Below are 22,939 nucleotides of genomic sequence, written 5' to 3'. Positions count from 1 at the left end.
TGGTGCGCGAGATCGGGATCTCCGAGCGTAGGGCCTGCGCGGTGCTGGGGCAGCACAGATCAACGCAGCGGAAGGTACCGCGCGGGGCGGACGACGAGGCCCGGCTGACGGCCGACATCATCGAGCTGGCGAAGCGCTACGGGCGATACGGCTATCGCCGGATCACGGCGCTGCTGCGGCGGGCGGGCTGGACGGTGAACCGCAAGCGGGTGGAGCGGATCTGGCGTCGGGAAGGCCTGAAGGTGCCGCAGCGGCAGCCGAAACGCGCCAGGCTTTGGCTGGCGGACGGGTCCTGCATCCGGCTGCGGCCGGAGCGGCCGAACCACGTCTGGGCCTACGACTTCGTTGAGGACCGGACCCGGGATGGGCGGAAGTTCCGGATGCTGTGCGTGGTGGACGAGTTCACGCGCGAGGCACTGGCGATCCGCGTTGTCAATCGGCACGCAAACGGGACCCCCGATTGGAGTGGGCCCCTGGGGCCGGACATGGGTCAGGCTGCAGCTTTGACAGGGCGCCGGGCCTGTTGCTCCTCGAACTGCACGGGGCTGAGGTAGCCGAGAGCCGAGTGCAGCCGCTTGCAATTCTAGACATTCTCGATGAACCGCGGGAGATCTGCGGTGACGTCCTCGAAGGTCTCGTAGGCCACGGGGCTGACCACTGCCATCGTGGTTGTCGGCATGTGGCTGCTCACCATCGCTGTAGGTGAATGGGTCGTCCGAAGGCTTGCATTACCCAGACCACTGCAGCCCGTCAGCACCTTGACCCAGTCAAGTCAGCGCCGGGGGAAGGCAGGTGAACATCGGCAAGGCAGACAGCCATGGAGGTAGCCTCGATGACGGAGACGCGGAGCATGGATCCGTCAAAAGCTTCAGATGGTCTCAACGAAGACTTGGCCCGTTTTCCTGCTCGCATTGGCCAGCGTTTCCGCGTTGGCCGCAGACGCCAGGGTGCGCCGGATTGCCTTCAACAGCGCATCGCCAGTGTCCATGGCGATGACCATCAGCGCGCCGCTGACCGTTGCCCCCCGCCGCACCGAAGTTTTCGCTCTCGAAGTGCGGATCTCGGGCAAGTGGGGTTCGAACCGAGGCAAGTGCCTACCGCGCTGAAACCGGCCGTTTACCTGAGATCTTGAGTTCCGTACTAAATCAGCCAAGTCAGGAGGTCCGGAGAGAACTGGCCTCCGGCGAGCGATATTCGTCCGTCTCCGCGTCCGGCCGGTCGAGAGGTCTGCACCGCAAACCCGAGGAAACCTGCCACTCAGCGCAGCGTCCGGTCCGGCGGAGAGCACGTCACGGATCGGAACCGGCTGAGGGAGTGCGCCGGGATTCGAACCGTCGCCGATTGCCGGTCCAGATCACCAACAGAGTGCTGCTCGCGATGAGTGCGGAGCGGCCAGCGGATGCCAAGCAATACCTCGCGGCCTTCCGCAACCACGGCGGATTTGACGGGGACTACGCGCGACGACATCACGCAGCGTCGCGTCACCCTGCTCCAGTCGGTGTGGCTTCCGATCGGCGGCCACTGGTATCCGGGCGAGAGGATCCTGATCGACGCGTTCTGGCAGACCAGCGAGCCGCCGCAGGGCGTCTGGATCTCGCGGCGGGAGGTCCAGTCCAGTCGTGGGCACGGCTGAACCTCAGCCCGCGCGCCGCGGGCCGACGGTGCGCAGCGCCGTCTGTACCTGGCTGCGCTGCATCGCGATGACCTCGGCCAAGGCCAATGCGGAGCCCGCTTGCGCCTGCATGCCGGAATTGCCGAGCCTTGCCGCATAGGCCGGGTCGCCGAGCGTGTCGGACAGCGCCGCCGCCATCCTCTCCCGCGCGCCGGGCGGCATGCCACGCCAACCAAACAGTGCCGTGAACGGGTCGTAGGCGAGGCCCGGCGCGGCGGCCTCCACCATGGTCGACACATCCGGTAGGCTCGGAGCGCGAAGACGGGAGGTGGTCGCGAGCGCGCGGATGCTCCCCTGGCGGACCGCCGCAAGCGCCGGCGTCAGTGGCAGGATCGCCGCCTGGATGCGCCCTGCGACGAGGTCGATCACCGCCTGCGGCGAGCCGCGATAGGCGACGAAGGGCATGTCCATCCCGTGCCGGTGCAGAAACAGCCGGAAGGCCAGTTCCATGAAACCCGGCACCGAGTACCAATTGAGCGCACCCGGGGCCGCACGCGACGCCGCGACGAGGCCCGCGACATCCCGCGCCGGGGAGGCCGCGGTCACCGCGAGGCAGAGGAACTCGCTCGCCACCAGGCCGAGGGGAAGCAGGTCCTGTTCCGGGTCGTAGGGCAGCCGACCTTCGAAGGTATAGGGCACGGTCGAGGCGATCGCGCTCGGCGCGAGCAGCAGGGTCTCGCCCGGACGTGCGCTCGCATGTGCCTCGCCGGCGATCGCCATGCCGCCGGCGCCGCGGTTTTCCACCATCACAGGCTGGCCGAGGCGCGGCGACAGCCCCTCGGCGAGCAGGCGCGCGATCAGGTCGATGCCGGAGCCCGGCACCCCTGCCGCGATCAGGCGGACGGGGCGGTCAGGCCAGGCCGCCGACTGCGCCGCGGCGCCACCCCCGCCGAGGACGAAGCCGAGGCCGGGGCCGAGGCCGCAGGCGGTGCGGCGGCCGAGGGACCGGGGGGTGTCGGACATGGGGTGGTTTCCTCCCTGGGTGCCCGTCGCGGGGGCCGGCGTCCGGCCCCGGGGCGGGCGTGGGTCTCATGGGCATCGACGAGGCGGGCCATGAGGTCGAGCATCGTCTCGGCCTCGGCCTCGGTCAGCGGCGCGAGCAGGCGGCGCGCCACTGCGCGGGCCTGCACCGCGAACTCCGCGCGCAGCACTTGGCCCGCCGGCGTGAGGACGTAGGCATTGGCGCGCCGGTCCTGCGGGTTGGCGCGGCAGGCGACGAGGCCGCGCGCCTCCAGCGCCGCGAGCGCTTGGCCGGTCGAGGTCGGGTCGATGCCTATCGCCGCCGCCAGCCAGTTGCGGTCCATCCCCGGCGTGGTCTGGATCTGCGCGATCAGCGCGACGTTCCAGACGGCAAGGTCGAAGCCGGCATGCGCCTCGCTCTGAAAGGTGTTGGCGATCTGCCATAGGCGCCGCGCCAGGTATTGGGGGATGCGCCGGTGGATGACGGGGACGGGTTGGCTCGACGGGGGATCGGTCCGGTGGGGCATATGAGAAGAATACTTTGTATTATCCCTGCGGCAAGAAGAATTCTTCGCATTTATGCCGGCCGCCCCGTCCGCCCCGGCTTTGCGCGATGAGGCGCACCATTCAATGGACAGGCGCGCTGAAATTCGCAGCAAGGCCCGCACCCTTGGATTGGACGCCGTGGGCGACGCGCGCGGTTATCTCGGGCTCGAAGCGCGCGAGCGCATGATACCCCTTCGTACCCAGCGCATTATGGATTTACCGGTCGAGCTGACGCGAAATCGGCGAGAGAACGGATGCGTCCTGTCTCGGCAAGGAGGTCATTCCAGGCGGAGCGGCAGGCGTCCACGTGCCGGCGGACAGGTTGAGTTGACGCACTGCTCAGAGCGCACGGCCTTCCGCGCCATGACCGTCCGCGATCTCGAGGATCAGTTTGCGGCGGACAGCGTCGCCGAAGGCGCGGATATCCTCCGCCACCACCACGAAGGCACTCGGCCCGCCGATGACGGCATCGCGGTAGTAGTCCGCGAGCCTCGCGCCGGCCCCGAACATCCGGGCCAGCTCTGGGTCTCCCTCGATCGTTAGGCCGTTGATGGTCGTGCCTTCGGCGACGGCGCGGTCGCGTGCCTCCTCGACGGGTGGCCCCTCATTGTTCGGTCCGTCGCCGGAGACGTCGATGACCCGGCGCGGGGCGTCCCAGGGCGCGCGCGCGAGCACGTCGCGCGAGAAGTCGATGGCGCGGGAGATGCAAGTCAAGGAACCGTTCGGGAAGGCCTCCGCGGCGGCTTCCTCGGGGACCGGCGCCCAGGCGGTGGACAGCGCCTCGCCCCAGGCCTGGGCGTCGCGCATGCCGACGATCCGCCTCCAGGGTACGACCAGCTTCTGGAAGCCAAGGCCGGCCCAGGCGACGGCGGCGACGCCGATGGCCCCGACCGGGCCGGAGGCGATGGCGCCGAGCACCAGCGGATGGCGCAGCCCAGCCCGATAGCCGCGCTGCTGCATTCGCGCCTCCTCCGCGCTGATCGAAGCCGAGACGTCGACGGCGAGGACCAGCAGCAGGTCGACGCTGTCATGCGTTCCCGCGCGCCGCCGAGCGTCCGGAAGCAGGAGTCTCGGACGCCACATGATCGCCTTTCCTCCACTCGCGGCACCTGCCCATGCACGATCGATCTAATCGAAACCTTCCCGGATGGGCTCTGAGGCTGGAACCCGATGATTTGCACCAACAGCGCGGCGCGACATGGAGCTGCATTCCATGGGGGGCTACGCGGGCGGCTTCGTCGGGCCGCTGCTCTGCCGTGTGGTGCTCCACCTCACGGTCCGCGCGTGCGAGCTGGCCTGGGGCCTCGCCTTCGGCCATGTCGCGCTGATCGTGCTGGCGGGCTACGCAGTGCTACGGCACCTGGGACAGGAAGGCTGATCCTGGCTGGGGCCCGCCAGCGGAAGCCGGGCCGACCGCGCCGGATCAGTTAATCGCGAAGCAGTAGAACAAGCCGGCGCCGCCCGTGCCGCGCAGCGCGTCCTGCGAGCAGCCGCCGCGCGACGCATGGGACGCATTCCAGAAGGAGGCACGCGGGTCGTTCGGTAGCCCCATGCGATCATGGTGCCCGAGCATCGCCGCGCCGTCCGACCCGCTGTAGGTCCAATTGCGGCAGGTCCTGTCCTCGGCGCCAGCAAACGCGGTGCCATCCTCCTGTGAGCCGGTCAGCATGTCGTGGGTGTTCGGCTGGTCGCCGCGCCCGTTCACGACGGCGCCGCGCTCGGTCAGCGCGGTCTGCTTCGTCAGGTTGTTCTGCCCGTGCAGTTCGGCGACGCTCTGCGCGACCAGCACGCCCTGAGCGTTGCGCCAAGGCCCGGCGCCGATGCGGTCTCGCGCGTTGATCGCCGCCGCCCCGCCTACCGCTTGGGTGCTGAGATAGGCGCGCCAAGTGCGGCCGCCCGCGCCGGCCGCCTGGGCGAGCGACTGGCAGTGCACATCCGCCCCGGCAAGGCCACCGAGGTTGGCGCCATTGCCGGTGCCGACGCTCGTCACGAAGAACGTCATCGCGGCCGGGTTCGCCGTCGGCTGGGACTGGACGCGGATCGGACCGAGTGCTGCGAGCACCGCCACGGCGACAAGGGGCGGGATGAGCCTGTTCATCTCACTTCCTCAATTGCGGGCGACGTCAGTCGCGCCCCACGGGCGAAGTCGGGCAGTGACCTTCCCGGTATGGACCGACATTTCACAGATGGCCGAGCGATCCACCCATCGGACCTGCAGCGTATCGGTGATCCGGCGGCTCTTGCAACAGTGCCAGCGCCCGGATGATGCCGAATGCTGCAGGACCGCCCCCAGCCGCTGAGCGGCCCGCCAGTGCCGGACAGCGTGATTACGAGGGTGCCCGGCCTTTAGAATTCGCCGGGGTGGGCGGCGGCGTGACCGAGCGACGCGGTTAATGAAACAGGTCCAGCGGCGGGAAGCGCAGCGTCTGGATCGCGTCAGCCCAGCGGACCAGCAATTCGGAGGCATGCCCCGCAGGGCGCCCTGGAAACATCACCACCGCGCCGGCCAGCACAAATCCCTGGCCTGGCACGACCCAGTCCAGGACGCGACCCGCCGCGGCACCCTCCCCGACCATCCCGAAGCGGCGCAGCCCCTCGACCACCACGGGGGCTGCCAAACTGGCATCGGCTTCTGTGTCGTAGGCCAGCACGACAAGCAGGATTGGCACCTGGCGCTGCGTACCGGAGGCCAGGATGGCGAAGCCAAAGGGCGACAGCCGCGCATCGTCTGGCTGCACGCCGTCGGGCAGCGGCTGCCCGCGATAGTCGGGGTCCGCCCGTCGGCGGTCGGTCTCACCACGCGCGAAGGCATCCGGCCAATGCGCGTAAGCCTGTGAGATCTCGATGCCGCCCGGCAGCCTTTGGCGCAGCGTTGCGATCACATTGACCATGACCTGCGCCGTCGCCGGGCGATCGGCGAGCGGAACATGAAGACGTGCAGCCAAGGTTTCGATGCCTGGACGGGACACCGTGCCGGCCAGGGTGTCCCCCGTCAGCAGTAGGCGCTGCGGCTGACCGCTGAAGGAAAACGGATCGCGCGGATCGGCCCGGGCGACATCGATGTCGTCCTCGTCCCGCCACGAGAAGAAGGTCCCACCCGTGGCAGGACTCTCGCTGAAGCCTCGGGCCCGCAGCCGTGCTGCGGCGGTGGCGGCAAATCCCGCCTCGCCCCAGAGAATCGTCAGGGGCTCGTTGGGCGTGCCGGCAAAGAGACCGCGTCTGATTGCGTCTGGGGGCGCGCCAAGCGCACCCGTAACGCCGTCGGGCAGAGTGATTGCCTCGCCGGCGCCGCCAAGCGGCTGGGCGAGGCCGCGCCCGATATCGCCCTCGGCCCGCAGCCGAGCGAAATGCGCGTATTCGAAAATCCTCGAAGTCCCGCCGGATTCGACGGGATCGGGCAGTAGGGCGACGGCCTCCTCAAGATCCGGCCAAGCAGATGCCTGCCCAGCGCCCAACAGCAATGCCAGGGCGAGGCAGACCAGGCGAAGCCGACGTGTGAGGCAAAGCTGTGACATTGCGAGGCCCCCCCGGCCAAGTTAGCAAGTGCACAGCATCCACCGTGCCGGCCTCACGGTATCGCGAGGATCTCGCCGATCGCAATGCCGCCGCCGCACCGCTGATCCCCAGGCTAGAGAGAGTCTGCACAGCCGTGCGGAGCGTCTCCTTGACGGCTCCGTGAAGTCCCAACAGCCTTCTCCGCTCAACCGCAGCGCGCGCACATGTGACGCACGCCATGCTACCGGAGTTGCCGATGCGTTCCCTTGCCCCTTTCCTCATATTTGTATGTCTCGCCATGCCAGTCGGGGCGCAGGAAAGAGTGCGCGGAGGGCCGCTGCCGAGGCCCACAGAACTGCTTTTGCTGCCCGACACGCCACGCGGCCATCAGGCCGCGCCGATGCCAGGCAATGCATTCCTGGAAACACAACGCCGGCTGCTTTTCGTCATACGATTCGACCGGGCGTCAGCAGGCCAGGAAATCAGTGTGCGTATCTTCTCGGTCAACACCACACAGAGCAATGGGGCCACCGTCGGCCAAACCGCAATTGCCATCGAGAACGCCGGCACTCTCCCGATCGCCGTGTCCTTGCCCCGCAACTGGCCTGTTGGCGAATACGGCATCGCCCTGTCCCGGAACGGACAGGCGATCGCAACTCTGCCCTTCCTGGTCCGCCCCGAATCGCCCCGCAATGGGCCGATCACGGTGGGCGAGATTTTGGTGGAACGCTCGCTCGGCCAAGGTCAATTTGAGTCTGCGCCGCGGCCACGCCCGAGTGATCGCAGCATTTTCTTTGCTACCCGCGCCCAGGGATCCCGCACGGATGGGGCACGGATAACCTGGATCTTCACCGCGGTCGAAACGGCAGGCGGCGCGGCGGAAGTCGCGCGCGCGATGATCGAGCGGCAGTATATTGAAAACACGCCACTGGAGTTCGATGTTTCCATGCCGCGCGATTGGCCAGTCGGGCGCTACCGCTTGGACCTTCTGATCGACAACGAGCCAGCGGCTTCACGTGAGATCACTATCGCACCTTGATCGTCAGTGCTCCGTAACGGCGCTCGCCCCACCGCCCGTGCCGCAGCCGCTCAGTAGCACCAAGGCGCTCAGCCTCACGAGCTGCCGCATCCGCCGCCCTCCTTGTCCTCTGTTCCTCGCGCGCGGCTTCGGCGTGACGGGCATCGCGGCCCTCGCGCCGCCCGGCCAGATACGCGGCGCCGATGGCTACCCGTGCTGCCCCCGCGAGTGCAAACCAGCCCTGCACCCGCGCACAGACCGCGGTGATCACGCCATGCGCTCCCGTCGTAGCAGGAAGGCCACGGCCACCGCTGCGACAGCGACCACCAGCGCCACGCCGATCCAGACCGGCACGCCGGCCAGCGCCTGCAGCGCGGGCGCCGCGGTCGCCGCGGGCGCGACATGCCGGCTGGCGATGAATTCCCCGCGTGCCCACAGCCCGACCTTCGCGGCATGCCGGTTCACCAACCCTGGCACGGTGACGAGCCGCCCGTTCTGGCGCTGCTTCACGTAGAGCCCCATGCGCCGGAGCGCGCCGTCATAGTCGCCCCGGTTGAGCGTCGCCGCGATGTTCGCCAGCGGCTTCCCCGCCACCGTGCTGTGCCCAAGGCTGAACGCGAAGAACATCAACGCTCCGTGCTGACCATTGGTGAGTGGCACTGTAACGACGCGCGCATTACCGGGCCGTGCCCGAGATGCTGAACGACCTGGCTGCGAACCGGATCCAAATCGCCGCGTTGCCGCTCGCGACCGCACTGCCGCAAGCCCGGGCCGGGCGGATCAGGCTGCTCGCCGTGACCAACGCCGTACGTTCGCCCGCCGCGCCAGAGGTGCCGACGGCCACTGAGCAGGGTTTTCCCGACTATGTCTTCGAGGGCTTCGTCGGCGTCTTCGCTGATGCCCGGCAGCCTGCGGCGGTGCGCGCAGCGCTGGTGGAAGCGGCGCGCGCCGCGGTGGCGGAGGAGGCGTTCGCCGGCCGCGTTCGCACCGCCGGGCAGACGCCCTTCGCCGGCGGGGAGGCTGACCTCGCCGCCCGCGTCGCCGCGCAGCGCACCCTTGTGGAGGCTGGGCTGCGGCACGTCGGGCCGGCCTGACCCACGCAATGCGGGCTTGGCGGCTTCGGACGTTGCCGGCGATCATTAGGTGATGACCACCTCGGCCTGTGCCGCCAGCGGCACCAGCACATCCGGCTGGGCGAACTCGGCCGGTCTGCCAGCAATCAGTTCCTCGCCCAGCCCGCGCGCCCGCGCCGACATGCCGGACAGCGCGATGCGCCCGCCATGGGCCAGAATCTCGGCCAGGTGCGCACCGAGCCACCCGGTGCCCTGGCCCTCGTGCGGACTCAACGAATGCTCCAGTGCTCAGGGCGATTTGCTTCCAGCGCAGCGACGTGGGCTGGCCGAGCAATTGCGCGATCGCGGTAAGCGGCCAGGGTGTCGGTCAGCGGCAGGCCATGCGGCAGCGCCATCGCGAAGCACGAGGTGAGCAGGATATCGGCACCGCTGAACGTCTCGCCCATCAGCCAGGGGCGGCCATCGGCAAGCGTGTCAGACACCGCCTGAACCTGCTTCAGGAAATAGACCTTCGCGGCCTCAACAGCGGCAGGTGCGTCACCATAGACGTGTGCCAGCCCGACATGGCGACGCAGCACGTAGAGGCTGGTCGCATCGAGCTCTGTCATCAGGAAGAAGCACCATGCGTCGTAGCGGGCGCGGCTGCGCGGGTCGCTAGCTGCCGCCGGCGCGTCGGGAGGACCATAAGTCGCGTAGAGATAGTTCACGATCGCCGCGCTCTCGGTCAGCGTGAAGTCGCCATGCTGCAGCACCGGGACCTTGCCGCGCGGGTTGAGCTTGGTGAATGTTTCGTTCGGTGCGCCGCCGGCGCGTGGCTGGATCGGTTCGCAGTGGTAGTCGAGGCCCAACTCGTGCAGCGCCCAATGCGCACGCAGGGTACGCGGGGTCGCGCAGCCCCAGAGCACGATTCTGTCGGTGTCGACCATACCCAATGACTCTCGCAGCGGATTGGCTTCTGGCGGAGCCTAGCGCAGCGGAACTGCGGCTGCCCACTCCGGAACACCGCCCCTATAATGGCGAGTACCCGAGCTCTGCCGCATCGAAGTCGCTTGACCAGCGGGCCGCTCGCTCGCCAACCTTTGACACTTGAATCAGTGGTGAACGACATGACCTCACCCGGCATTGTCGTACTCGATCGCGCAGGCCGCATCGGCTTCGTCACCGATGTGGCCGAGGCGATGTTGCGCCTCGGTGACGGCGTGTCGGTCCAGTCGGGCAGGCTGGCGGGACGCTGGGGTGGCCCCCGGCTGGACGAGGCCGTCGGAGCCGCCCTTGCCGCAACGCCCACCGACCGTCTGGCCCCGCTGCGCGCCGTGGCGCTTCGGAGGCGCGATGGCTTGCCCCTCATCGCCACCATCTCGCCGTTGGCGACCACGGCCACCGGTCCTGTCGGCGCGTTGGTGCTGCTGCACGATCCGGAAACTGCGCCGCGACCAGGGACGGATCTGCTGCGTCAGGCGTTCGGGCTGACCGTAGCAGAAGCGGCTGTCGCCGTCGGCCTACTCCAGGGCGCCACGCTTCGCGAGATTGCGGAGCAACGGGGCGTCAGCGTGAATACTGTTCGCACCCTGATGTCCCGGCTGATGGACAAGACCGGGACGCATCGCCAGGCCGATCTGATCCGACTGCTCATGCCGCTGGCCCTCACCGAGGCCGTGCAGGCGGGATTTGCGGCGGGCTTCGCGATGGGGACGGCCGCCTCGGGACTGCCAGGCTGGCCGCTGCGGCCCCTTGACCTGTTCCGTGGCGACCTCGCGCAGGCCAGCCGCCAGGAAGCGCGTGTCTCGCACCTGGAGTTCGCGCCAGGGAGGACGACCTCCCTGCACCGGCACGCAGACCTGCACGAGATCGTCTACGTCCTGGACGGCAGCCAGCACGGCGAATGGGGTGCGGATCAGCGGCGCATCAGCGGCTCGGGCGAATTGCTGCATTTCGGTCCCGGGGTCATGCATCGCGGGCGCAACGCCGCTGCAGGAACGACTCGCTTGCTGCTTACGCGGATCTTCCGTGCCGGCGCGGCCCGCACGGCCGCGCGTCATGCATCCGCATGACGACGATGCGCATTCCGCTCGCCTAGCCTCCCCTCGGGACTTCATGGCGAGGCATCAGGAACATGCACATCACGAGGCGGGGCGCGCTCGCGCTCGGCGCGCTGGCCGGAATGGCGCGGACGGCCGAGGCCACGACCACACTCGATCGGACGGCGCGGATCGTGATCGGGCTTCCGCCGGGCGGTCCCTACGATACCCTCGCCCGGCTGCTCGCCGAGCAGCTGCGTGGCCGCTGGGCGCCGCAGGTGATCGTCGAGAACCGGCCGGGCGCCAGTGTACGCCTGGCCGCCGAGGCAGTGAAGGCAGCAGCGCCGGACGGCGCCACGATACTGCTGACGCCATTGCCTGTTATGACGCTGACGCCGGTCGCGATGCCGCGCACCACCCGCTACGATCCCTTCACGGACTTCACCCCCGTCGCAACCATCGGCGTCACCCGCTTCTGCTGGCTGGTGCGGGCCGATCATCCCGCGCGCGACCTTCCCGCGTTCCTCGCCTGGGCGCGTGGACGCGGCGGCGCAACCTTCGCTCCGCCGGTGGTCGGTGCCCCACAGCACCTGATCGGACTCGCAGTTTCGCAGCGCTCGGGGGTTCCGCTTACGGCTGTGTCCTACCGAGGCGCGGCGCCCGCCTTGCAGGATCTGCTCGGGGGCCAGATCGACAGCTACATCGGTGTGCTCGGTGACGGGATCCCGGCGGTCCGCGGCGGCCTCGCGCGAATGCTGGCCGTCAGCGGTTCGCGGCGGCTCGATAGCCTTCCGGATGTGCCAGCGCTGATGGAAGCCGGTTTTGCCGAGCTTCCCGAGGACGAGGCGACTGGCGCCGTGATGCTGCCAGCAGGAGCCGCCGACCGGGTCGTCATGGCATTGCATGCTGCAGTGGTCGAAGCGGTCGCCGCTGCGCCCCTGCGCCAGCGCCTCGCCACCACCGAAACCGCTCCACAGGTCCTTGCCCCGAACGACCTCGCGGCGCGCATGCGTGCAGAACGGGCCCTCTACGAATCGATCGTGCGCGCCACTGGCTTCAGGCCCGAGGAATGATGAATGGCGTTGTCGGTCACGGTGATGGTGAGGAGCCGGGCGCGAAAATGGACGGCCGTGACATCGGCGTATCGCCGAGGCGTTGCCGCCGATTTTTGGAAGGCTGTGCCCTACACCGAGAGGACATGCTGATGCGACGTCGCCCGCTACTGACCACGATCTTCGCGCTCAGCGCCCCCGCAACGCTCGCCGTGTCGCGTACCGGCCTTGCGAATACCTGGCCTGCTCGCCCAGTTCGTCTTGTCGTGCCGTTTCCGCCGGGGGGATCGCCTGACCTTTTGGCCCGGCGCCTCGCTGATCGGATGGCAGCCACGGTGCCCCATCCCGTCATTGTCGAGAACCGCCCCGGAGCGGGCGGCACCATCGGTGCCGATATCGTCGCGAAATCCGCGCCGGACGGTCATGTGCTCGGCCTCAGCAATCTGGCGCCGCATGCTGTGGGGCCGGCCGTCTACCCGACTATCCCTTACGACCCACTACGGGACTTCACGCATATCGCGCTGCTCGGCGAGTTCCCGCTGGTCCTCGCGATTTCGGCCGACCGGCCTTGGCGCGACCTTGACGCCTTCCTCGCTGCGGCACGCACGCGGCCAGCGACCCTCAACGTTGGCACGCCGGGCAATGGCACAGCGGCGCAGGTCAGCCTGCACATGCTGCGCACGCTTACCGGAGCGGAGACGGTACACGTGCCGTTTCGCGGCGGCACGGCTGCGGCATTGGAGACGGTGGCCGGGCGCATCGACGCAACGGTCGCAGGGTTTGGCGAACTGTCCGGGAACGATCGGCTGCGCTTCCTGGCCATGGCGTCGACGCAGAGGCTTCCGACGCGTCCCGAGGTGCCTACCTTTCGCGAGCAGGGCGTCGATCTGGTCGCCACCGTCTGGTTCGGGCTCTGCGCGCCAGCAGGGCTCGCGGCGGACCTCGTCGACCGTTTGCACGCCGCATCAGAGGCGGCGATGTCAGCCCCAGACGCGGTGGCGTTGACGGCGCGGCTGGGCGGCGTGCCGCGCCGTTCGCTGACGCGTACTGAGATGGCCAATTTCGTGAGGTCAGAGGCGGAGAGATGGGGTGCAGCGGCTCGCGCTGCTGGCGTACGAGCGGAGTAGACCTCGTCGCCAACAGCTCCCTGCCAGGGCGTCTTCGCCTGTAGCACCGGTTGCACCCATGCGGCTGGTCCCGATGTCCTATCGCTCTGGATCAACGCCGGGGGCTGCCGCTCAAACGATCTTGCACTCTACGACCTGCACCGACAGCGCTGCCGCCGCGAGGTCAACCGTCGAGGCGCTGACGTTTCGGGCCGTAAGCCGCACGCTGTTGTTCAACCACACTTGCAATCCAGCACCAACGCGATGCTGCTGGTGTCGAGCGAGGCGTCCGCGAAATTGCCCCGCCGCGCGCCCGGCACCGTCACGTCGACGTTGCCGATGCACTTACCTTCAATGCAGACTACCAAGACGGGGAAGGACAGGGCCCACGAGAGGAATCGATGAATACAGTCAAAGGCACTTTGGCCCAAAAGCGTGGCGCCCTGGTCCATGTGAGTTCCGACGACATGGTCGTCGAGGCTCTGCGCCAGATGCGCGACAACCGCGTCCGGTCGGTGTTGGTTATCGACGACGACGTGCTGGTCGGTATCGTGACCCAGGGTGACTGCGCCATCAAAGTGCTGCTGCCCGGGCTCGATGCGAAGCACACGCGGGTAAGCCAGGTGATGACGGGCAACCCGGTGACGGTCAAGCCGGAGGACCAGCTGGAAGGCTGCATGGCAATGATGGCGGCGCGCGGCTTTCGCCATCTGCCTGTGCTGGACGCGGGCAAGGTCGTGGGCGTGATTTCGATTGGAGACGTCGTCAAGGACATCATTCGGGATTTGGAGCGCAACGTGGGCGACCTGATGGGTTACGTCATGAGGGACGGCCCCGGGGGCTGACATACGAACGGCAGTGGCGCCGCCGGCGTCATCTTTCGATGATGCTGCGATCGTGGTGCCGATGGACTTGGGGACCCGGACCCGAGAGCGCGGGGACCGCCGGATACGCCGCATGGTGGGGCGGATCGGTGGCGGTGATGGGGATGGCGGCTAACCCGCTGGTGCCCACCAGGCTCGCCGTCATAAGGCCGGCTGCATCATCAGCGATCGACCGTGCCTGCTGTCGCTCGGCACACCCGCCTGGAGCGCCGGGCACGGTCGACGCGATGATGGTCAGCGGCAGATCACCCGATTGAATGCGCGATCCGCCGCCATTGCGTCCATCATGCGCGCCAGCGCCGGCGCGGTCGCGAGTTTCGTCGCCGCCTGCCGCTGAATCTCGGCCGGGAACTCCGTCACCCGCGGACACGGGCGATCAGAAATCGCCGCGCCGCAGCCGCTCAGCAGCGCCAGTGCGCTCAGCATTGCGAGCTTCCGCATTCGCCGCCCTCCTCGTCCATTGTTCTTCGCGCGCAGCTTCGGCGTGCCGTGAATCGCGGCCGTCGCGACGCCCGGTCAGATACGCGGCACCGAGCGCGTCCATCGCCAAGCCTACGAGTGCCACCCACCCCTGCAGGCGCGCCCACGCCGCCGCGATCACGCCGCACGCTCGGGGCGCAGCATAACGGTCATGGGGCGCGTCGCTTCGTCACCTGCACCGAGAGCGTTGCCGAGCTCAGGTCGAACGTTGCCGGCGCGATGTTCCTGGCCACGATGCGCACGGTGTTGTTCGACCAGGCCGCGGCGTCGAGCTCGATGAAGCGCGTCGACGAGGCCAGCGCGGCCTGGGCCTGGTCCCCCTGCCGAGCACCGTTGACGGTGACGTCGAGCAGGCTGGTTGCCCCCGGCGCCAGGCTCGGCAGATCCCACGACACCTCCGCGGCGAACTCCCGCTGCCCGACAGGCAGGGCGGGCGTGCCGCAGAGCAGCGCCGGTGCCGCCTCCGGCAGGCCATAGAGCCGGAGCGCCTCGACCTCGATCTGCCCGTCGAAGCCGACGATGCCGATCTGCGCAAAAGCGACCCCCGGCCCGAGCCGCACCGTCATGCGCTTGTTCAGCGAGGCGTCCGCCATGGCCGCGCCGCCGGTCCAGGCCTTGGACGGGATGTTCCACAGCAGGGTGGTGATCGAGGCCAGCGCATCGCCGGCGAGGTTCTCCCGCACATTCATCGCCGCATCGAAGCAGCGCACGAAGATGCGCCCCCCGTCGGCGCCACCGACGAGCGAATGCACCAGCGCGAACTCCTTGGCCTGGGAGCACTCCACCACGAAGGCCAACCCCCGCTGCGCGGCGAGTAGCAGCCCGCGGGAGGTCGCCGTGATGTCGTCCAGCCCGTTGAAGGACAGCCCGGCGAGCGTCGTGGCGGAGGTGGTCGAGGTGGCGACGACTGCCAGCCCCTCAACGCCGATCTCGGTCGCGCTGTGCCGGAAGGCCTTGGCCCGGACATTCGGCACGGAGCCGAGCAGCCGCAGATGGCGCGACGCCGGGGCACGATGGCGGTTGAGCACGGTGTTGCCGCAGCGGGTGGCGGTCGCGGCGTAGTCGATGGTGACCTGGTAGGTGTTGGACCAGGCGACCTCGTATTCGCAATCCTGCGCCGCCGCGGTGTGCCGGGCGACGATCGGCGAGCAGGCCTCCATGCGCAGTGCCCGGCCGATGATCGCCGAGCCGCTGGTCTCGTTCAGGAAGGGGATGGCGACGTTCGGATCGAGCTGCCGCAGCTCGAAGTTCGGCGCGTCGAAGACGTGCCGATTGTGGTTGGAATAGGCGCCTTCCGCCCTGGACAGCCGGATCCCAAAGCGGTCGATGCTGGGGTTGATCCCGGTCGCGATGGCGAAGTGCCCGCCATAGTAGCGGATGGAGGTGTTCCAGGCGGTCGCGGTGGCGCAGTGGATATCGAGGCCGATGCGGTTGTTGAGGATGCGGCCGAGGTGGAAGGTGCTGTCCTCGACGCCGCGGCCGTCGCCCAACGTGCGCAGGCCGATGGTGAAGCCCGAGACCAGGCGCAGCTCGACCACGGAAGCGTCGATGTTGCGCACCAGGATGCCGATATCTGCCTCGTCGAGCCAGTCGGACTGGCTCTGCCGGGTGACCTGAAGCCCGGCATAGTGCTTCTCGCCATTGCGGGTGGTACCGCCATCGCCGAGGGTCAGGACGGTCGCCGCGGCGGTACCGGTGTAGCGGATGACGCCATGCATGATCAGCCCGCGGGCGCCGCCGCCGAGGGTGACGCCGGCGGAGACGTTCCAGGTGCCGGGCGGGATCACCGCGAACTTCTGGTCGGCCGCAGCGCGATCGAAGGCGGCCTGGATGGCGGCGCGATCGTCGGCGACGCCGTCGCCCAATCCGCCGAAGTCGGCGGGCAGCACCGTTTCCCGGTCGCGCAGGTACTTGGCGAGGTCGGTCTTGCTGACCGCGGTGTCGAGCACCAGCAGGTCGTCGATGCGGGCGGGCATGGTGGAGTTCCCTACAGCGCAGTCGCGGTCACCGGCCCGACGAGGGCCGAAACGTTGCCCTCGGCCGACACGACGCGCAGCCAGTACCAGCGGGTGTCGCCGGCGCTGAGGCCGGTGCGGTCCCAGAAGAGGCTGGTCGGCTCCTCCGGCAGCTTGGCCGCGGCAGCGAGGCTGTTCGAACTGGCCTCGAACACCTGGAGGCTGGTGGCGTCCGGCGGGAAGCTGCCGGAGAGGCGGATGCCGCCCGCGATCCCCGTCGCTGTCGGCGCCGCCACCGCGGCCGGGACGAGGGCCTGCCGCCAGCCCGACACCGCCCCACTGCGCGCCACGGCGCGCACCCGGAAGCCGGTCGGCTCGGCGGTGGGGAGGACGGCCGCCGTGGCGCCCAGAGACCCTCCGTAGCCCTGCCAGGCCGCGACGGAGGCCGGCAGGAACTCCACCTGGTAGCCGACGAGGTGCGAGGAGCCGACCGCCGCCCAGGAGACGGCCAGTACGGCAAACGTGGTCGCCTGCGGCGTCTCCACCGCGATGCTGGCGGGTGCTGCGATGACGCCGGGGTTCGGCAGCACCACGGCGGGGTTGCTCCCTGTCGCGCGCTCATCGACCGTCGGGTTCCAGTCCCACACCGCGGCGTCCTCCTCCTCCAGGGTGAGGTCCACACCGCCCTCGGCGGCCAGCGACCAGGCGGTGACCCGCGCCGGAAAGGGGGTGAGGCGGTCGAGGGCGACCGTCGCCGCCTCCCAAGGCCGCAGGCGCAGCGCCGAGAGGTTGGCGGGAAAGGCCACGGTGCGCTGGCGGCGGTTGCGTTCCAGCTCGACCTTCATTAGCCGCTGCACCGTGCTGACTGAGGTGGTGAGCGGGAATTCGAGGTCGCGATAGATCATCTCGCCGCCATCCTGGGCGACGTAGTTCGAGGCGAGCAGCGGCGGCGCGTCGGTTGGCTGCCAGTTGGCCGCCGGCTCGACATAGACGGCGCGGACCCCGTTGAAGAGATCCCGTCGTGGCCGGGCGCCCTGGATGGTGACGTCGCCGCGGAGATCATCGGAGGTGAGCGTCGCTGCCGGCAGCGCCGGCGCCCCGGCATGGATGAAGAACCGCCCGCCCGAGACCACCAGCGCCCCGGCCATGGCAGCAGCGAGCTTGCGGGTGATGGCGATCTTACCCTCGGCGAGGGAGAGGACGCCGTTGGCGGTGTAGCGGCGCTCGTAGATCCCGGCGCGGGTGCCCACCAACTCGTCGCAGATGTTGGCGGCGGCCATCAGGGCGGGGATGTCGATGTCGGCCCAGGCGGCCCGCCAGCCGAAGGGCGCGGTGAGGTACCAGGCGAGCAGCAGGGCGGGGTTGTCGGACCAGCCCACCATCCCCGTGCGTGGGTCGAGGATGGTGTCGGCGCCCTCGACGATGGCGGCGATGTTGGGCGGGCCGGCGGGGAAGCCCTCGGCGGTGAGCTTCAGCCGGACGGCGACATAGGCGCGGCCACGGCCGCGATGCGCGCTGGTCCACTGGCCGCCGGTCTCGGCGATCAGGTTGGCGTCGGCCGCCTGGTCGGTGTCACCGAGATGGCGATCGATGCGCACCAGCCCGGCGAGCGATCCATCGCTCTCGAGCTTGTCGCCGAGGAACACCTCGCCGATGGCGCGGACCCGGTGCGCAGCGAGCACGACCACGGAATAGAGAAACCCGTCCGCGCGCCCCCCATCGTCGATGGCCGAGTGCAGGAAGACGATCGGACCGGAGACCTTGCAGCGGCCGAGGACGAGCTGGTGTTCGGTGACGGGCTGGCGGAAGGCCTGGGTGCGCCCGGCGCCGGGCTGGCCGGCGTCGAAGCCGGCGATCGCCGCCGCCTGTGGGCTGAGGCTGGCCTGCTTTTTCTGTTTCTGCGGAAAGACCGATTGGCCGATGGCTGAGACGATGAAGGCAGCGCCGGCGCCGACCACGGCACCGATGATCCCGCCACCGACGGCGGCGGAGGCGACGCCGGCGGCAGCCACTGCAATGAGCGGCACCGCAGCCGGCATCAGCCAATCCTCCAGGCAGTGGCGCAATTGGTCAGTGAAATCCGGATGAGCCCCCGCGGCCCGACGAAGGCCGCACGACCGCCATCGACCACGACGCCGAGGCGCGGTGGCTCGGCGGCGAGGACGACATCGCTGGCACGCGCGAAGGCCGGTGGGATGCGCGGGAAGCCGGCGCTGTCGGCAGTGGCCTCCAGTGAAGCAAGGCTGCGCCAGCCCGGCCGGCGGCCGGTGGCGGCGTGCACCGCGGCGAGGGCGAAGCGCCCGCAGTTCCAGCGATGCGCATCAAAGGGGCGCGTCTCGGCCGCGGCGAGCAGGGCTGCCAGCCGCGTAGGCCAATCCGGCAGCCGGGCCATCAGCTGGCCGGCAGCCGGATCTCCGCCTCCTGCAGGGCGGGGACGAACTCGAAGAAGCGATCCCCCGGATACTCGGCCTGCTGGTCGGCGTCGGTGTAGCGCCGCACCTCGGCGCGCTCGAGGTCGACGAGCCGGCTCTCGCAGGTGAGCGAGATGCGCGGTTCCGCTCCGTCCACCACCTGCATGGTGTCCATCAGCCCGGCCCAGAGCGGGAACGGGTCGGCGACGAAGGCGCCCTCGGCATCGAGCAGGGCGCCCCACAGCCGCGCCGGGCGCAGCCGGAAGGATTGCTCGGCCAGGGCGATATCGACCACCTCATGCGGCACGGGCGAGAGGGTCAGGGTGATGCGCACGGCCCTGAGTTCGGCGGTCTCCTCGATGTCGGAGACGGCGCCGATGGTGCCCATGCCCTCGTATACTGTCCCAGCCCAACTGAGCGGCCCGAGGCCGGTCCAGGCGCGGATGGGGCCGGAGGCGAAGTCGAGCTCGACCAGCACCACCGGCGTCGCCACTGGCGCGGCCGCCGCCGCCGCGGCCTGGGGCGATAGCCGCGGCGTGGCGGTGATGCCCTCGCTCATGGGAGAGCCTCCTCGAAGCGGATGGTGATCGCGGTGAAGCGCCCCGGCCGGATCGGGTTGGCGCCCTCGTCGTCGGAGGCGAGGCGCATGGCGACGGTCGGGGTGGTCAGCACCAGCGGCTCGGCGAGCGGTGCGGCCGCACGCAGCGGCGGAGCGATCGGGATGGTCGCCGTGCCGGTGCCGGAGGCGACCACGGTCTCGGTCGCCATATAGAGCCGGCCGGCGAGGCCAACATGGTCGCCCGCCCCGACAGCCACCGCATTCGGCCACCAGCCCTGCGTTTGCAGGGAGAGGGCGCCGCGCGCGGCACCGGCCGCCAGCGACGGCGTGCCCGATCCCACCACCAGCCCCGTGCCATCGGTGAAGATGGTTGCGTCCGAGAAGGAGTAGGGTCCGCTCGGCACCTCGCCCTGGCTGCGCGGATCGCCGGTGCGGTACTCCCGCCGCCAGTCCCAGATGCGCACCGTGTTGGCCGAGCCAGCGAGCGCCGCGAGCAGCCCCTCCAGCACGCCGGCCTGGATGCGGTTGAGGGGATCGAAGCTCGCCTCGGCGATCCAGCGCGCGCCGTCCCGGCGCAGCACCTGGGTGGCGCGGCTGACCGGCGAGACGAAGCGCAGCGTATTGTGCTGCAGGTAGAAGCTCAGCCGCGACGGCCGCAGCGCGGCGGGCCAGGCGTATTCGCTCATGCTGACGCCTCCCCCTACCCGCGCACCGTGTCGTAGGCCGCGCCGCCGCGGCGGATGGCATCCAGCGTCATCGCCGAGGCCTGGCGGGCGATCTGCCCGGCGAGCAGGCGTAGCCGTGCCTCGACTCCGGAATCGGCGCCGCGGGCGTCGATGCTGATGCTGGTGTGGATGGTCGGCCCGCCCGGCGCGGTGCCATTCGGCAGCACCGTGCCGGCCTGGCGGGGCACGAACCATTCCGGGCCGCGCTCGCCGACGACGTAGGGCTGGCCGGCGGTGACCGGCCCGCCCTCGGCACGGAACAGGCCACCGAGCCAGGAGCCAACATCGGTGAACAGGCTGTCGAAGGAGATGCCCGACAGCCCGGCCGAGACCGCATTGCCCAACGGCTCGGTGATGACCTTGCGGGCGAGGATGCGGGTGATGTCCTGCAGCAGGCCCTCCAGCACGGAGGAGAACTTCTCGCCCTTGACGATCGCGTCCTCGAAGGCGCTGGAGAAGGTCAGGCCCAGCTCGCGGATAGTGTCAGAGGTGCGCTCTGCGCCGCGCTGCACACGCTCCTCCGCCCGTTCCAGCTCCTCCATCGCCGCGACCGCCTCGCGCTGGATGGTCTCGTCGGGCACCGCCCGGCCGGCCCGTTCCGCCCGCTCCACCAGGCTGGACAGGGTGGCCATCCGGCGCTGGTAGCGCTCATAGGCGGTCTCGTTCTGCTGGATCAGCCGCTCGCGCTCGCGCAGCAGCTCGTTCAGCTCCCGCTCCGCCTCCCGCGCCTCCCGCGCGCCCTCATTGCTGGCGCGGCGGACGGCGGCGACGCGGGGCTCGAGGCGGCGTAGCGCCTCGTCGCGCTCCTGCAGCGCCAGGGTCTCGAGGCGGGTGCGCTCAGCGGCGGTGACGCCGCCGGCGGCCTCGGCCTCGCGCAGCCGGCGGACCCGCTCCTCGTATTCCCGGTTGATCCGGAAGCGGTCGTCGAGGTCGCGGGTGAGCTCCTGGACGTCCTGGGCGGCGCGACGCCGGCGCGCCTCGGCAGCCTGGGCGGCAGCGGTTTCCTGCTCGCTGCGCTGGCGCTCCCCAGCGGCCTGCTCGCCGCGGGTGATCTCGGCCTGGAGCTCCGTGTATTGCCGGCGCAGTTCCTCCAGCCGGGCCGCGCGATCCACCCCGGCCTGCTGCTCGGCGGTGCCGACCAGGCCGGGACGGATGCTGCCGCGGCGGACCGGGGCGCTGAGGCTGGCGCGGCCGTCCTGCTGGCTTTCCAGCCGGGCGATCTGCGCCGCCAGTGCCTCGGCCTGGCGGCGCATGCCGGCGAAGCGTTCCTCCTCGCTGAGCATGCCGGCGCCCTGGCGGACGCCGTCCACCGCACGGGCGGCAGCGGAGAGCGCGCGGGCCAGCGCGTTCGATAAGCCGATGGCACGATCGAGCTGGCCAAGGAAGTTCTCGGTCGCCGCACTCAGCTGCCCGAAGGCACGGCCGAGGGAGAGTGGGGCGCGGTCGAGTTCCGCGCCGAGCCGCTCGGTGGCGCGCAGCAGAGCAGGGAAGACCCGCTCGGCGGTGAGCTTGCCCTCGGAGCCGAGCTTGCGCAGTTCGCCGATCGAGACGCCGAGTTCCTTGGCCAGTCCCTCGGCCAGCAGCGGCATCGCCTCGAGGATGGAGCGCAGCTCGTCGCCCTGCAGCACGCCTGAGGCCAGCGCCTGGGCGAGCTGCAGCGTGGCCGAGGAGATCTCCTGCGTGGAAGCGCCGGAGACGATGGCGACCCGCTGCAGCCCGCCGACCAAGCGGACCACCTGGTCCGAGGTGGCGCCGATCTCGCGCGCGGCGATCGAGAAGCGCTGGAAGGCGTCGACGCTTTCGGAGACGGCGACGCCGGTCGAGAGCGCGTTGCGGTACAGCGCCTCGTAGACTTGGCCGGCGCGCTCGACCGAGCCGGTGGCGTTCTGCAGGCGGGAGAGGCTCTGGGTCAGCGCATCGCCGGCCTGGACCAGCGCGCGGGCGGCGACGGCCACGCCGGCGAGCTGGATGCCGCGGGTGGCGACGTCGAGTAGTTCCAGCGAGCGCGAGGCGCGCTCGGCGCCGCCCTTGATCTGGTCGAGGGAGCGCTGGCCCGTCTCGCCGACCTCGCGCAGCTCGGCTTTGACGCGCGCGGCGTCGTCCAGCGACAGGCGGACCGAGACACGTCGGGTGGCGTCGGCCATGTCAGGTGGTCTCCCCCTCGCGGCGGGCGGCACTGCCCTCGGCCATGCCGATGCGGATGGCGAGCAGCAGTTCGGCGGCGGCCCAGCCGGCGGCGCCGAGGTCGCGCGTGGCGGCGAGCGCGCCGGCGGTGTCGAGGGTCAGGCCCGCCATGGTGACCTCCGCGCAGGCGGTGCCGGCCGCCCAGCAGGCGTGGCCTTCGAGGCTGGTCGGGGCGTGAGCGGCGTAGGGGCAGGCATCGACGCAATCGCGACCGAGGGCGGCGCAGCCGCGGCAGTATTCGGGCCCGCGGCCGAAGTGCCAGGCGGCGCGGGCCCTCAGCCGTTTCCCTCGGCGGCCACCGCGGCGACCGGGGCCGTTGCGCGGTCCCAGAAGGACGCGGCGATGTCGTCGAGGTCCATCAGGCGCTCGACCGCCTCGGGCGAGAGCGGCAGCGGCTTGCCGTCGGCGTCGCCGACGCCCTCCCAGGCGGTGACGGCGTGCCGCGCGAGTGCCTTGACCAGGAAGGCGAAGGAGAAGCCGCGCGACATGTCGGGGTCGAGATCCGGGTCCGCGATCCGAATGGCGGCGAGCCGGCGCGCGGCAGCAGCCTGCGCGGCGGCCATGACCGCGGTCGTCACGGAACGGATCTCCACGCGGACGCCGCGCGGCAGGTCGAGCCAGTACGGCTCGGCCGGGAGGTCGAGGGTCAGCATGCGGTTCTCTATCTGCGTAATCGTGGGGGTGGCAGCCGCTGCAAGAAACGCAAACGGCGAGTATGGGGTAGCCCGACCTAACTTTGAAGCAATGCCGGCCGCGGCCGTGCAGAGATCAGGGGCGTTGCCAACACGGAGAGAACGAGGC

General features: G+C 70.0%; 27 protein-coding genes and 1 pseudogene. 9 read left to right on the top strand and 19 right to left on the bottom strand.

The genetic code is table 11. From position 1 onward, the window contains the following. Positions 1–440 (top strand): annotated as a pseudogene (locus E8M80_RS23055) (IS3 family transposase); the annotation flags it as partial. Between the two features lie 428 nt (positions 441–868). Here E8M80_RS23055 and E8M80_RS23050 read toward each other — a convergent pair. Further along, positions 869–1,069: a hypothetical protein gene (locus E8M80_RS23050; RefSeq protein ID WP_137128085.1), complete on the bottom strand. Its 201-nt coding sequence runs from the start codon at positions 1,067–1,069 to the stop codon at positions 869–871. A gap of 372 nt (positions 1,070–1,441) precedes the next feature. Between E8M80_RS23050 and E8M80_RS23045 the strand changes: the two genes are divergently transcribed. Further along, positions 1,442–1,633, top strand: coding sequence for a hypothetical protein (locus E8M80_RS23045; RefSeq protein ID WP_137128084.1), 192 nt, complete (start codon positions 1,442–1,444; stop codon positions 1,631–1,633). Positions 1,634–1,636: 3 nt separating this feature from the next. Here the strand turns inward: E8M80_RS23045 and E8M80_RS23040 are convergent, their stop codons facing one another. The 3 genes from E8M80_RS23040 to E8M80_RS23035 all read right to left on the bottom strand — a co-directional run bounded on the left by E8M80_RS23040 (position 1,637) and on the right by E8M80_RS23035 (position 4,261). Then, positions 1,637–2,494, bottom strand: coding sequence for a tripartite tricarboxylate transporter substrate binding protein (locus E8M80_RS23040; protein WP_255467549.1), 858 nt, complete (start codon positions 2,492–2,494; stop codon positions 1,637–1,639). 11 nt (positions 2,495–2,505) lie between these two features. Further along, entirely contained in the window at positions 2,506–3,159 is a 654-nt protein-coding gene (locus E8M80_RS26765; RefSeq protein WP_240790181.1) for a MarR family winged helix-turn-helix transcriptional regulator, read from the bottom strand. Between the two features lie 358 nt (positions 3,160–3,517). Further along, entirely contained in the window at positions 3,518–4,261 is a 744-nt protein-coding gene (locus tag E8M80_RS23035; RefSeq protein ID WP_137128082.1) for a DUF1194 domain-containing protein, read from the bottom strand. Positions 4,262–4,376: 115 nt separating this feature from the next. Between E8M80_RS23035 and E8M80_RS23030 the strand changes: the two genes are divergently transcribed. Continuing rightward, positions 4,377–4,556, top strand: a complete 180-nt coding sequence (locus E8M80_RS23030; RefSeq protein WP_137128081.1) for a hypothetical protein — start codon at positions 4,377–4,379, stop codon at positions 4,554–4,556. Positions 4,557–4,601: 45 nt separating this feature from the next. Here the strand turns inward: E8M80_RS23030 and E8M80_RS23025 are convergent, their stop codons facing one another. Next, the gene (locus E8M80_RS23025; RefSeq protein WP_137128080.1) at positions 4,602–5,276 is read right to left on the bottom strand and encodes a hypothetical protein; all 675 of its coding nucleotides are present in this window, start codon (positions 5,274–5,276) and stop codon (positions 4,602–4,604) included. Between the two features lie 292 nt (positions 5,277–5,568). Continuing rightward, entirely contained in the window at positions 5,569–6,693 is a 1,125-nt protein-coding gene (locus tag E8M80_RS23020) for a hypothetical protein (RefSeq protein ID WP_137128079.1), read from the bottom strand. Between the two features lie 278 nt (positions 6,694–6,971). Between E8M80_RS23020 and E8M80_RS23015 the strand changes: the two genes are divergently transcribed. Continuing rightward, positions 6,972–7,712 carry a hypothetical protein gene (locus E8M80_RS23015; RefSeq protein ID WP_137128078.1) on the top strand — a complete coding sequence of 247 codons (741 nt, stop codon included), beginning with the start codon at positions 6,972–6,974 and terminating at the stop codon, positions 7,710–7,712. A gap of 246 nt (positions 7,713–7,958) precedes the next feature. On the opposite strand, the gene E8M80_RS23010 is transcribed toward E8M80_RS23015, so the two are convergent. Next, entirely contained in the window at positions 7,959–8,447 is a 489-nt protein-coding gene (locus E8M80_RS23010) for a glycoside hydrolase family protein (RefSeq protein ID WP_408906274.1), read from the bottom strand. Here E8M80_RS23010 and E8M80_RS23005 point away from each other — a divergent pair. After that, a complete protein-coding gene (locus E8M80_RS23005; RefSeq protein ID WP_206035724.1) occupies positions 8,378–8,785 on the top strand; it encodes a tripartite tricarboxylate transporter substrate-binding protein in 408 nt (135 codons plus the stop codon). The two genes, E8M80_RS23010 and E8M80_RS23005, sit on opposite strands and share 70 nt — an antisense overlap. Positions 8,786–8,830: 45 nt before the next feature. Here E8M80_RS23005 and E8M80_RS23000 read toward each other — a convergent pair whose 3' ends face one another. Continuing rightward, entirely contained in the window at positions 8,831–9,037 is a 207-nt protein-coding gene (locus E8M80_RS23000; RefSeq protein WP_137128076.1) for a DsrE family protein, read from the bottom strand. Continuing rightward, positions 9,034–9,690 (bottom strand): glutathione S-transferase family protein, encoded by a 657-nt coding sequence (locus E8M80_RS22995; RefSeq protein WP_137128075.1) that lies wholly within the window; start codon positions 9,688–9,690, stop codon positions 9,034–9,036. Before E8M80_RS22995 ends, E8M80_RS23000 begins: the two co-directional genes overlap by 4 nt. A gap of 180 nt (positions 9,691–9,870) precedes the next feature. Here E8M80_RS22995 and E8M80_RS22990 point away from each other — a divergent pair, with 180 nt between their 5' ends. The 3 genes from E8M80_RS22990 to E8M80_RS22980 all read left to right on the top strand — a co-directional run bounded on the left by E8M80_RS22990 (position 9,871) and on the right by E8M80_RS22980 (position 12,961). After that, positions 9,871–10,815 carry a cupin domain-containing protein gene (locus tag E8M80_RS22990; protein WP_240790182.1) on the top strand — a complete coding sequence of 315 codons (945 nt, stop codon included), beginning with the start codon at positions 9,871–9,873 and terminating at the stop codon, positions 10,813–10,815. A 62-nt stretch (positions 10,816–10,877) separates the two neighbouring features. Next, the gene (locus E8M80_RS22985) at positions 10,878–11,855 is read left to right on the top strand and encodes a tripartite tricarboxylate transporter substrate binding protein (protein ID WP_137128073.1); all 978 of its coding nucleotides are present in this window, start codon (positions 10,878–10,880) and stop codon (positions 11,853–11,855) included. Between the two features lie 47 nt (positions 11,856–11,902). Continuing rightward, complete coding sequence (locus E8M80_RS22980; RefSeq protein ID WP_170979586.1) at positions 11,903–12,961, top strand: tripartite tricarboxylate transporter substrate binding protein; 1,059 nt, start codon at positions 11,903–11,905, stop codon at positions 12,959–12,961. A gap of 212 nt (positions 12,962–13,173) precedes the next feature. Here E8M80_RS22980 and E8M80_RS26760 read toward each other — a convergent pair whose 3' ends face one another. Continuing rightward, positions 13,174–13,392, bottom strand: coding sequence for a hypothetical protein (locus E8M80_RS26760; protein ID WP_240790180.1), 219 nt, complete (start codon positions 13,390–13,392; stop codon positions 13,174–13,176). A gap of 15 nt (positions 13,393–13,407) precedes the next feature. Here E8M80_RS26760 and E8M80_RS22970 point away from each other — a divergent pair, with 15 nt between their 5' ends. Next, complete coding sequence (locus E8M80_RS22970) at positions 13,408–13,785, top strand: CBS domain-containing protein (protein ID WP_206035725.1); 378 nt, start codon at positions 13,408–13,410, stop codon at positions 13,783–13,785. A 273-nt stretch (positions 13,786–14,058) separates the two neighbouring features. Here E8M80_RS22970 and E8M80_RS22965 read toward each other — a convergent pair whose 3' ends face one another. From E8M80_RS22965 to E8M80_RS22930, 9 genes are all read right to left on the bottom strand, one after another. After that, complete coding sequence (locus E8M80_RS22965; RefSeq protein WP_137128070.1) at positions 14,059–14,265, bottom strand: hypothetical protein; 207 nt, start codon at positions 14,263–14,265, stop codon at positions 14,059–14,061. A 188-nt stretch (positions 14,266–14,453) separates the two neighbouring features. Continuing rightward, complete coding sequence (locus E8M80_RS22960; RefSeq protein ID WP_137128069.1) at positions 14,454–16,280, bottom strand: hypothetical protein; 1,827 nt, start codon at positions 16,278–16,280, stop codon at positions 14,454–14,456. An 11-nt stretch (positions 16,281–16,291) separates the two neighbouring features. Then, positions 16,292–18,298, bottom strand: a complete 2,007-nt coding sequence (locus E8M80_RS22955) for a phage tail protein (protein WP_137128068.1) — start codon at positions 18,296–18,298, stop codon at positions 16,292–16,294. After that, the gene (locus E8M80_RS22950; protein ID WP_137128067.1) at positions 18,298–18,651 is read right to left on the bottom strand and encodes a DUF6950 family protein; all 354 of its coding nucleotides are present in this window, start codon (positions 18,649–18,651) and stop codon (positions 18,298–18,300) included. The genes E8M80_RS22955 and E8M80_RS22950 overlap by 1 nt, the downstream gene beginning before the upstream one ends. Next, positions 18,651–19,229 carry a hypothetical protein gene (locus E8M80_RS22945; protein WP_137128066.1) on the bottom strand — a complete coding sequence of 193 codons (579 nt, stop codon included), beginning with the start codon at positions 19,227–19,229 and terminating at the stop codon, positions 18,651–18,653. The genes E8M80_RS22950 and E8M80_RS22945 overlap by 1 nt, the downstream gene beginning before the upstream one ends. Continuing rightward, entirely contained in the window at positions 19,226–19,915 is a 690-nt protein-coding gene (locus tag E8M80_RS22940; RefSeq protein WP_137128065.1) for a hypothetical protein, read from the bottom strand. Before E8M80_RS22940 ends, E8M80_RS22945 begins: the two co-directional genes overlap by 4 nt. 14 nt (positions 19,916–19,929) lie before the next feature. Next, complete coding sequence (locus E8M80_RS22935; RefSeq protein ID WP_137128064.1) at positions 19,930–22,098, bottom strand: tape measure protein; 2,169 nt, start codon at positions 22,096–22,098, stop codon at positions 19,930–19,932. Position 22,099: 1 nt separating this feature from the next. Then, complete coding sequence (locus tag E8M80_RS26140) at positions 22,100–22,249, bottom strand: hypothetical protein (RefSeq protein WP_170979585.1); 150 nt, start codon at positions 22,247–22,249, stop codon at positions 22,100–22,102. Between the two features lie 164 nt (positions 22,250–22,413). Next, the gene (locus E8M80_RS22930; protein WP_137128063.1) at positions 22,414–22,791 is read right to left on the bottom strand and encodes a hypothetical protein; all 378 of its coding nucleotides are present in this window, start codon (positions 22,789–22,791) and stop codon (positions 22,414–22,416) included. Positions 22,792–22,939: the final 148 nt, after the last annotated feature.

The organism is Roseomonas sp. HF4 (genome assembly GCF_005222755.1).
Classification (GTDB): domain Bacteria; phylum Pseudomonadota; class Alphaproteobacteria; order Acetobacterales; family Acetobacteraceae; genus Neoroseomonas.
Note: the sequence above shows the minus strand (reverse complement) of the source record. Positions and strands in the feature narration are given on the sequence as shown.

Coding starts and splice junctions, on each gene's coding strand:
- E8M80_RS26765 (WP_240790181.1), bottom strand. CDS start 3,159: ATGCCCCACCGGACCGATCCCCCGTCGAGCCAACCCGTCCCCGTCATC.
- E8M80_RS23035 (WP_137128082.1), bottom strand. CDS start 4,261: ATGTGGCGTCCGAGACTCCTGCTTCCGGACGCTCGGCGGCGCGCGGGA.
- E8M80_RS23030 (WP_137128081.1), top strand. CDS start 4,377: ATGGAGCTGCATTCCATGGGGGGCTACGCGGGCGGCTTCGTCGGGCCG.
- E8M80_RS23025 (WP_137128080.1), bottom strand. CDS start 5,276: ATGAACAGGCTCATCCCGCCCCTTGTCGCCGTGGCGGTGCTCGCAGCA.
- E8M80_RS23020 (WP_137128079.1), bottom strand. CDS start 6,693: ATGTCACAGCTTTGCCTCACACGTCGGCTTCGCCTGGTCTGCCTCGCC.
- E8M80_RS23015 (WP_137128078.1), top strand. CDS start 6,972: ATGCCAGTCGGGGCGCAGGAAAGAGTGCGCGGAGGGCCGCTGCCGAGG.
- E8M80_RS22995 (WP_137128075.1), bottom strand. CDS start 9,690: ATGGTCGACACCGACAGAATCGTGCTCTGGGGCTGCGCGACCCCGCGT.
- E8M80_RS22990 (WP_240790182.1), top strand. CDS start 9,871: ATGACCTCACCCGGCATTGTCGTACTCGATCGCGCAGGCCGCATCGGC.
- E8M80_RS22985 (WP_137128073.1), top strand. CDS start 10,878: ATGCACATCACGAGGCGGGGCGCGCTCGCGCTCGGCGCGCTGGCCGGA.
- E8M80_RS22980 (WP_170979586.1), top strand. CDS start 11,903: ATGGACGGCCGTGACATCGGCGTATCGCCGAGGCGTTGCCGCCGATTT.
- E8M80_RS26760 (WP_240790180.1), bottom strand. CDS start 13,392: ATGGACCAGGGCGCCACGCTTTTGGGCCAAAGTGCCTTTGACTGTATT.
- E8M80_RS22970 (WP_206035725.1), top strand. CDS start 13,408: ATGGTCGTCGAGGCTCTGCGCCAGATGCGCGACAACCGCGTCCGGTCG.
- E8M80_RS22965 (WP_137128070.1), bottom strand. CDS start 14,265: ATGCGGAAGCTCGCAATGCTGAGCGCACTGGCGCTGCTGAGCGGCTGC.
- E8M80_RS22960 (WP_137128069.1), bottom strand. CDS start 16,280: ATGCCCGCCCGCATCGACGACCTGCTGGTGCTCGACACCGCGGTCAGC.
- E8M80_RS22955 (WP_137128068.1), bottom strand. CDS start 18,298: ATGCCGGCTGCGGTGCCGCTCATTGCAGTGGCTGCCGCCGGCGTCGCC.
- E8M80_RS22950 (WP_137128067.1), bottom strand. CDS start 18,651: ATGGCCCGGCTGCCGGATTGGCCTACGCGGCTGGCAGCCCTGCTCGCC.
- E8M80_RS22945 (WP_137128066.1), bottom strand. CDS start 19,229: ATGAGCGAGGGCATCACCGCCACGCCGCGGCTATCGCCCCAGGCCGCG.
- E8M80_RS22940 (WP_137128065.1), bottom strand. CDS start 19,915: ATGAGCGAATACGCCTGGCCCGCCGCGCTGCGGCCGTCGCGGCTGAGC.
- E8M80_RS22935 (WP_137128064.1), bottom strand. CDS start 22,098: ATGGCCGACGCCACCCGACGTGTCTCGGTCCGCCTGTCGCTGGACGAC.
- E8M80_RS26140 (WP_170979585.1), bottom strand. CDS start 22,249: ATGGCGGGCCTGACCCTCGACACCGCCGGCGCGCTCGCCGCCACGCGC.
- E8M80_RS22930 (WP_137128063.1), bottom strand. CDS start 22,791: ATGCTGACCCTCGACCTCCCGGCCGAGCCGTACTGGCTCGACCTGCCG.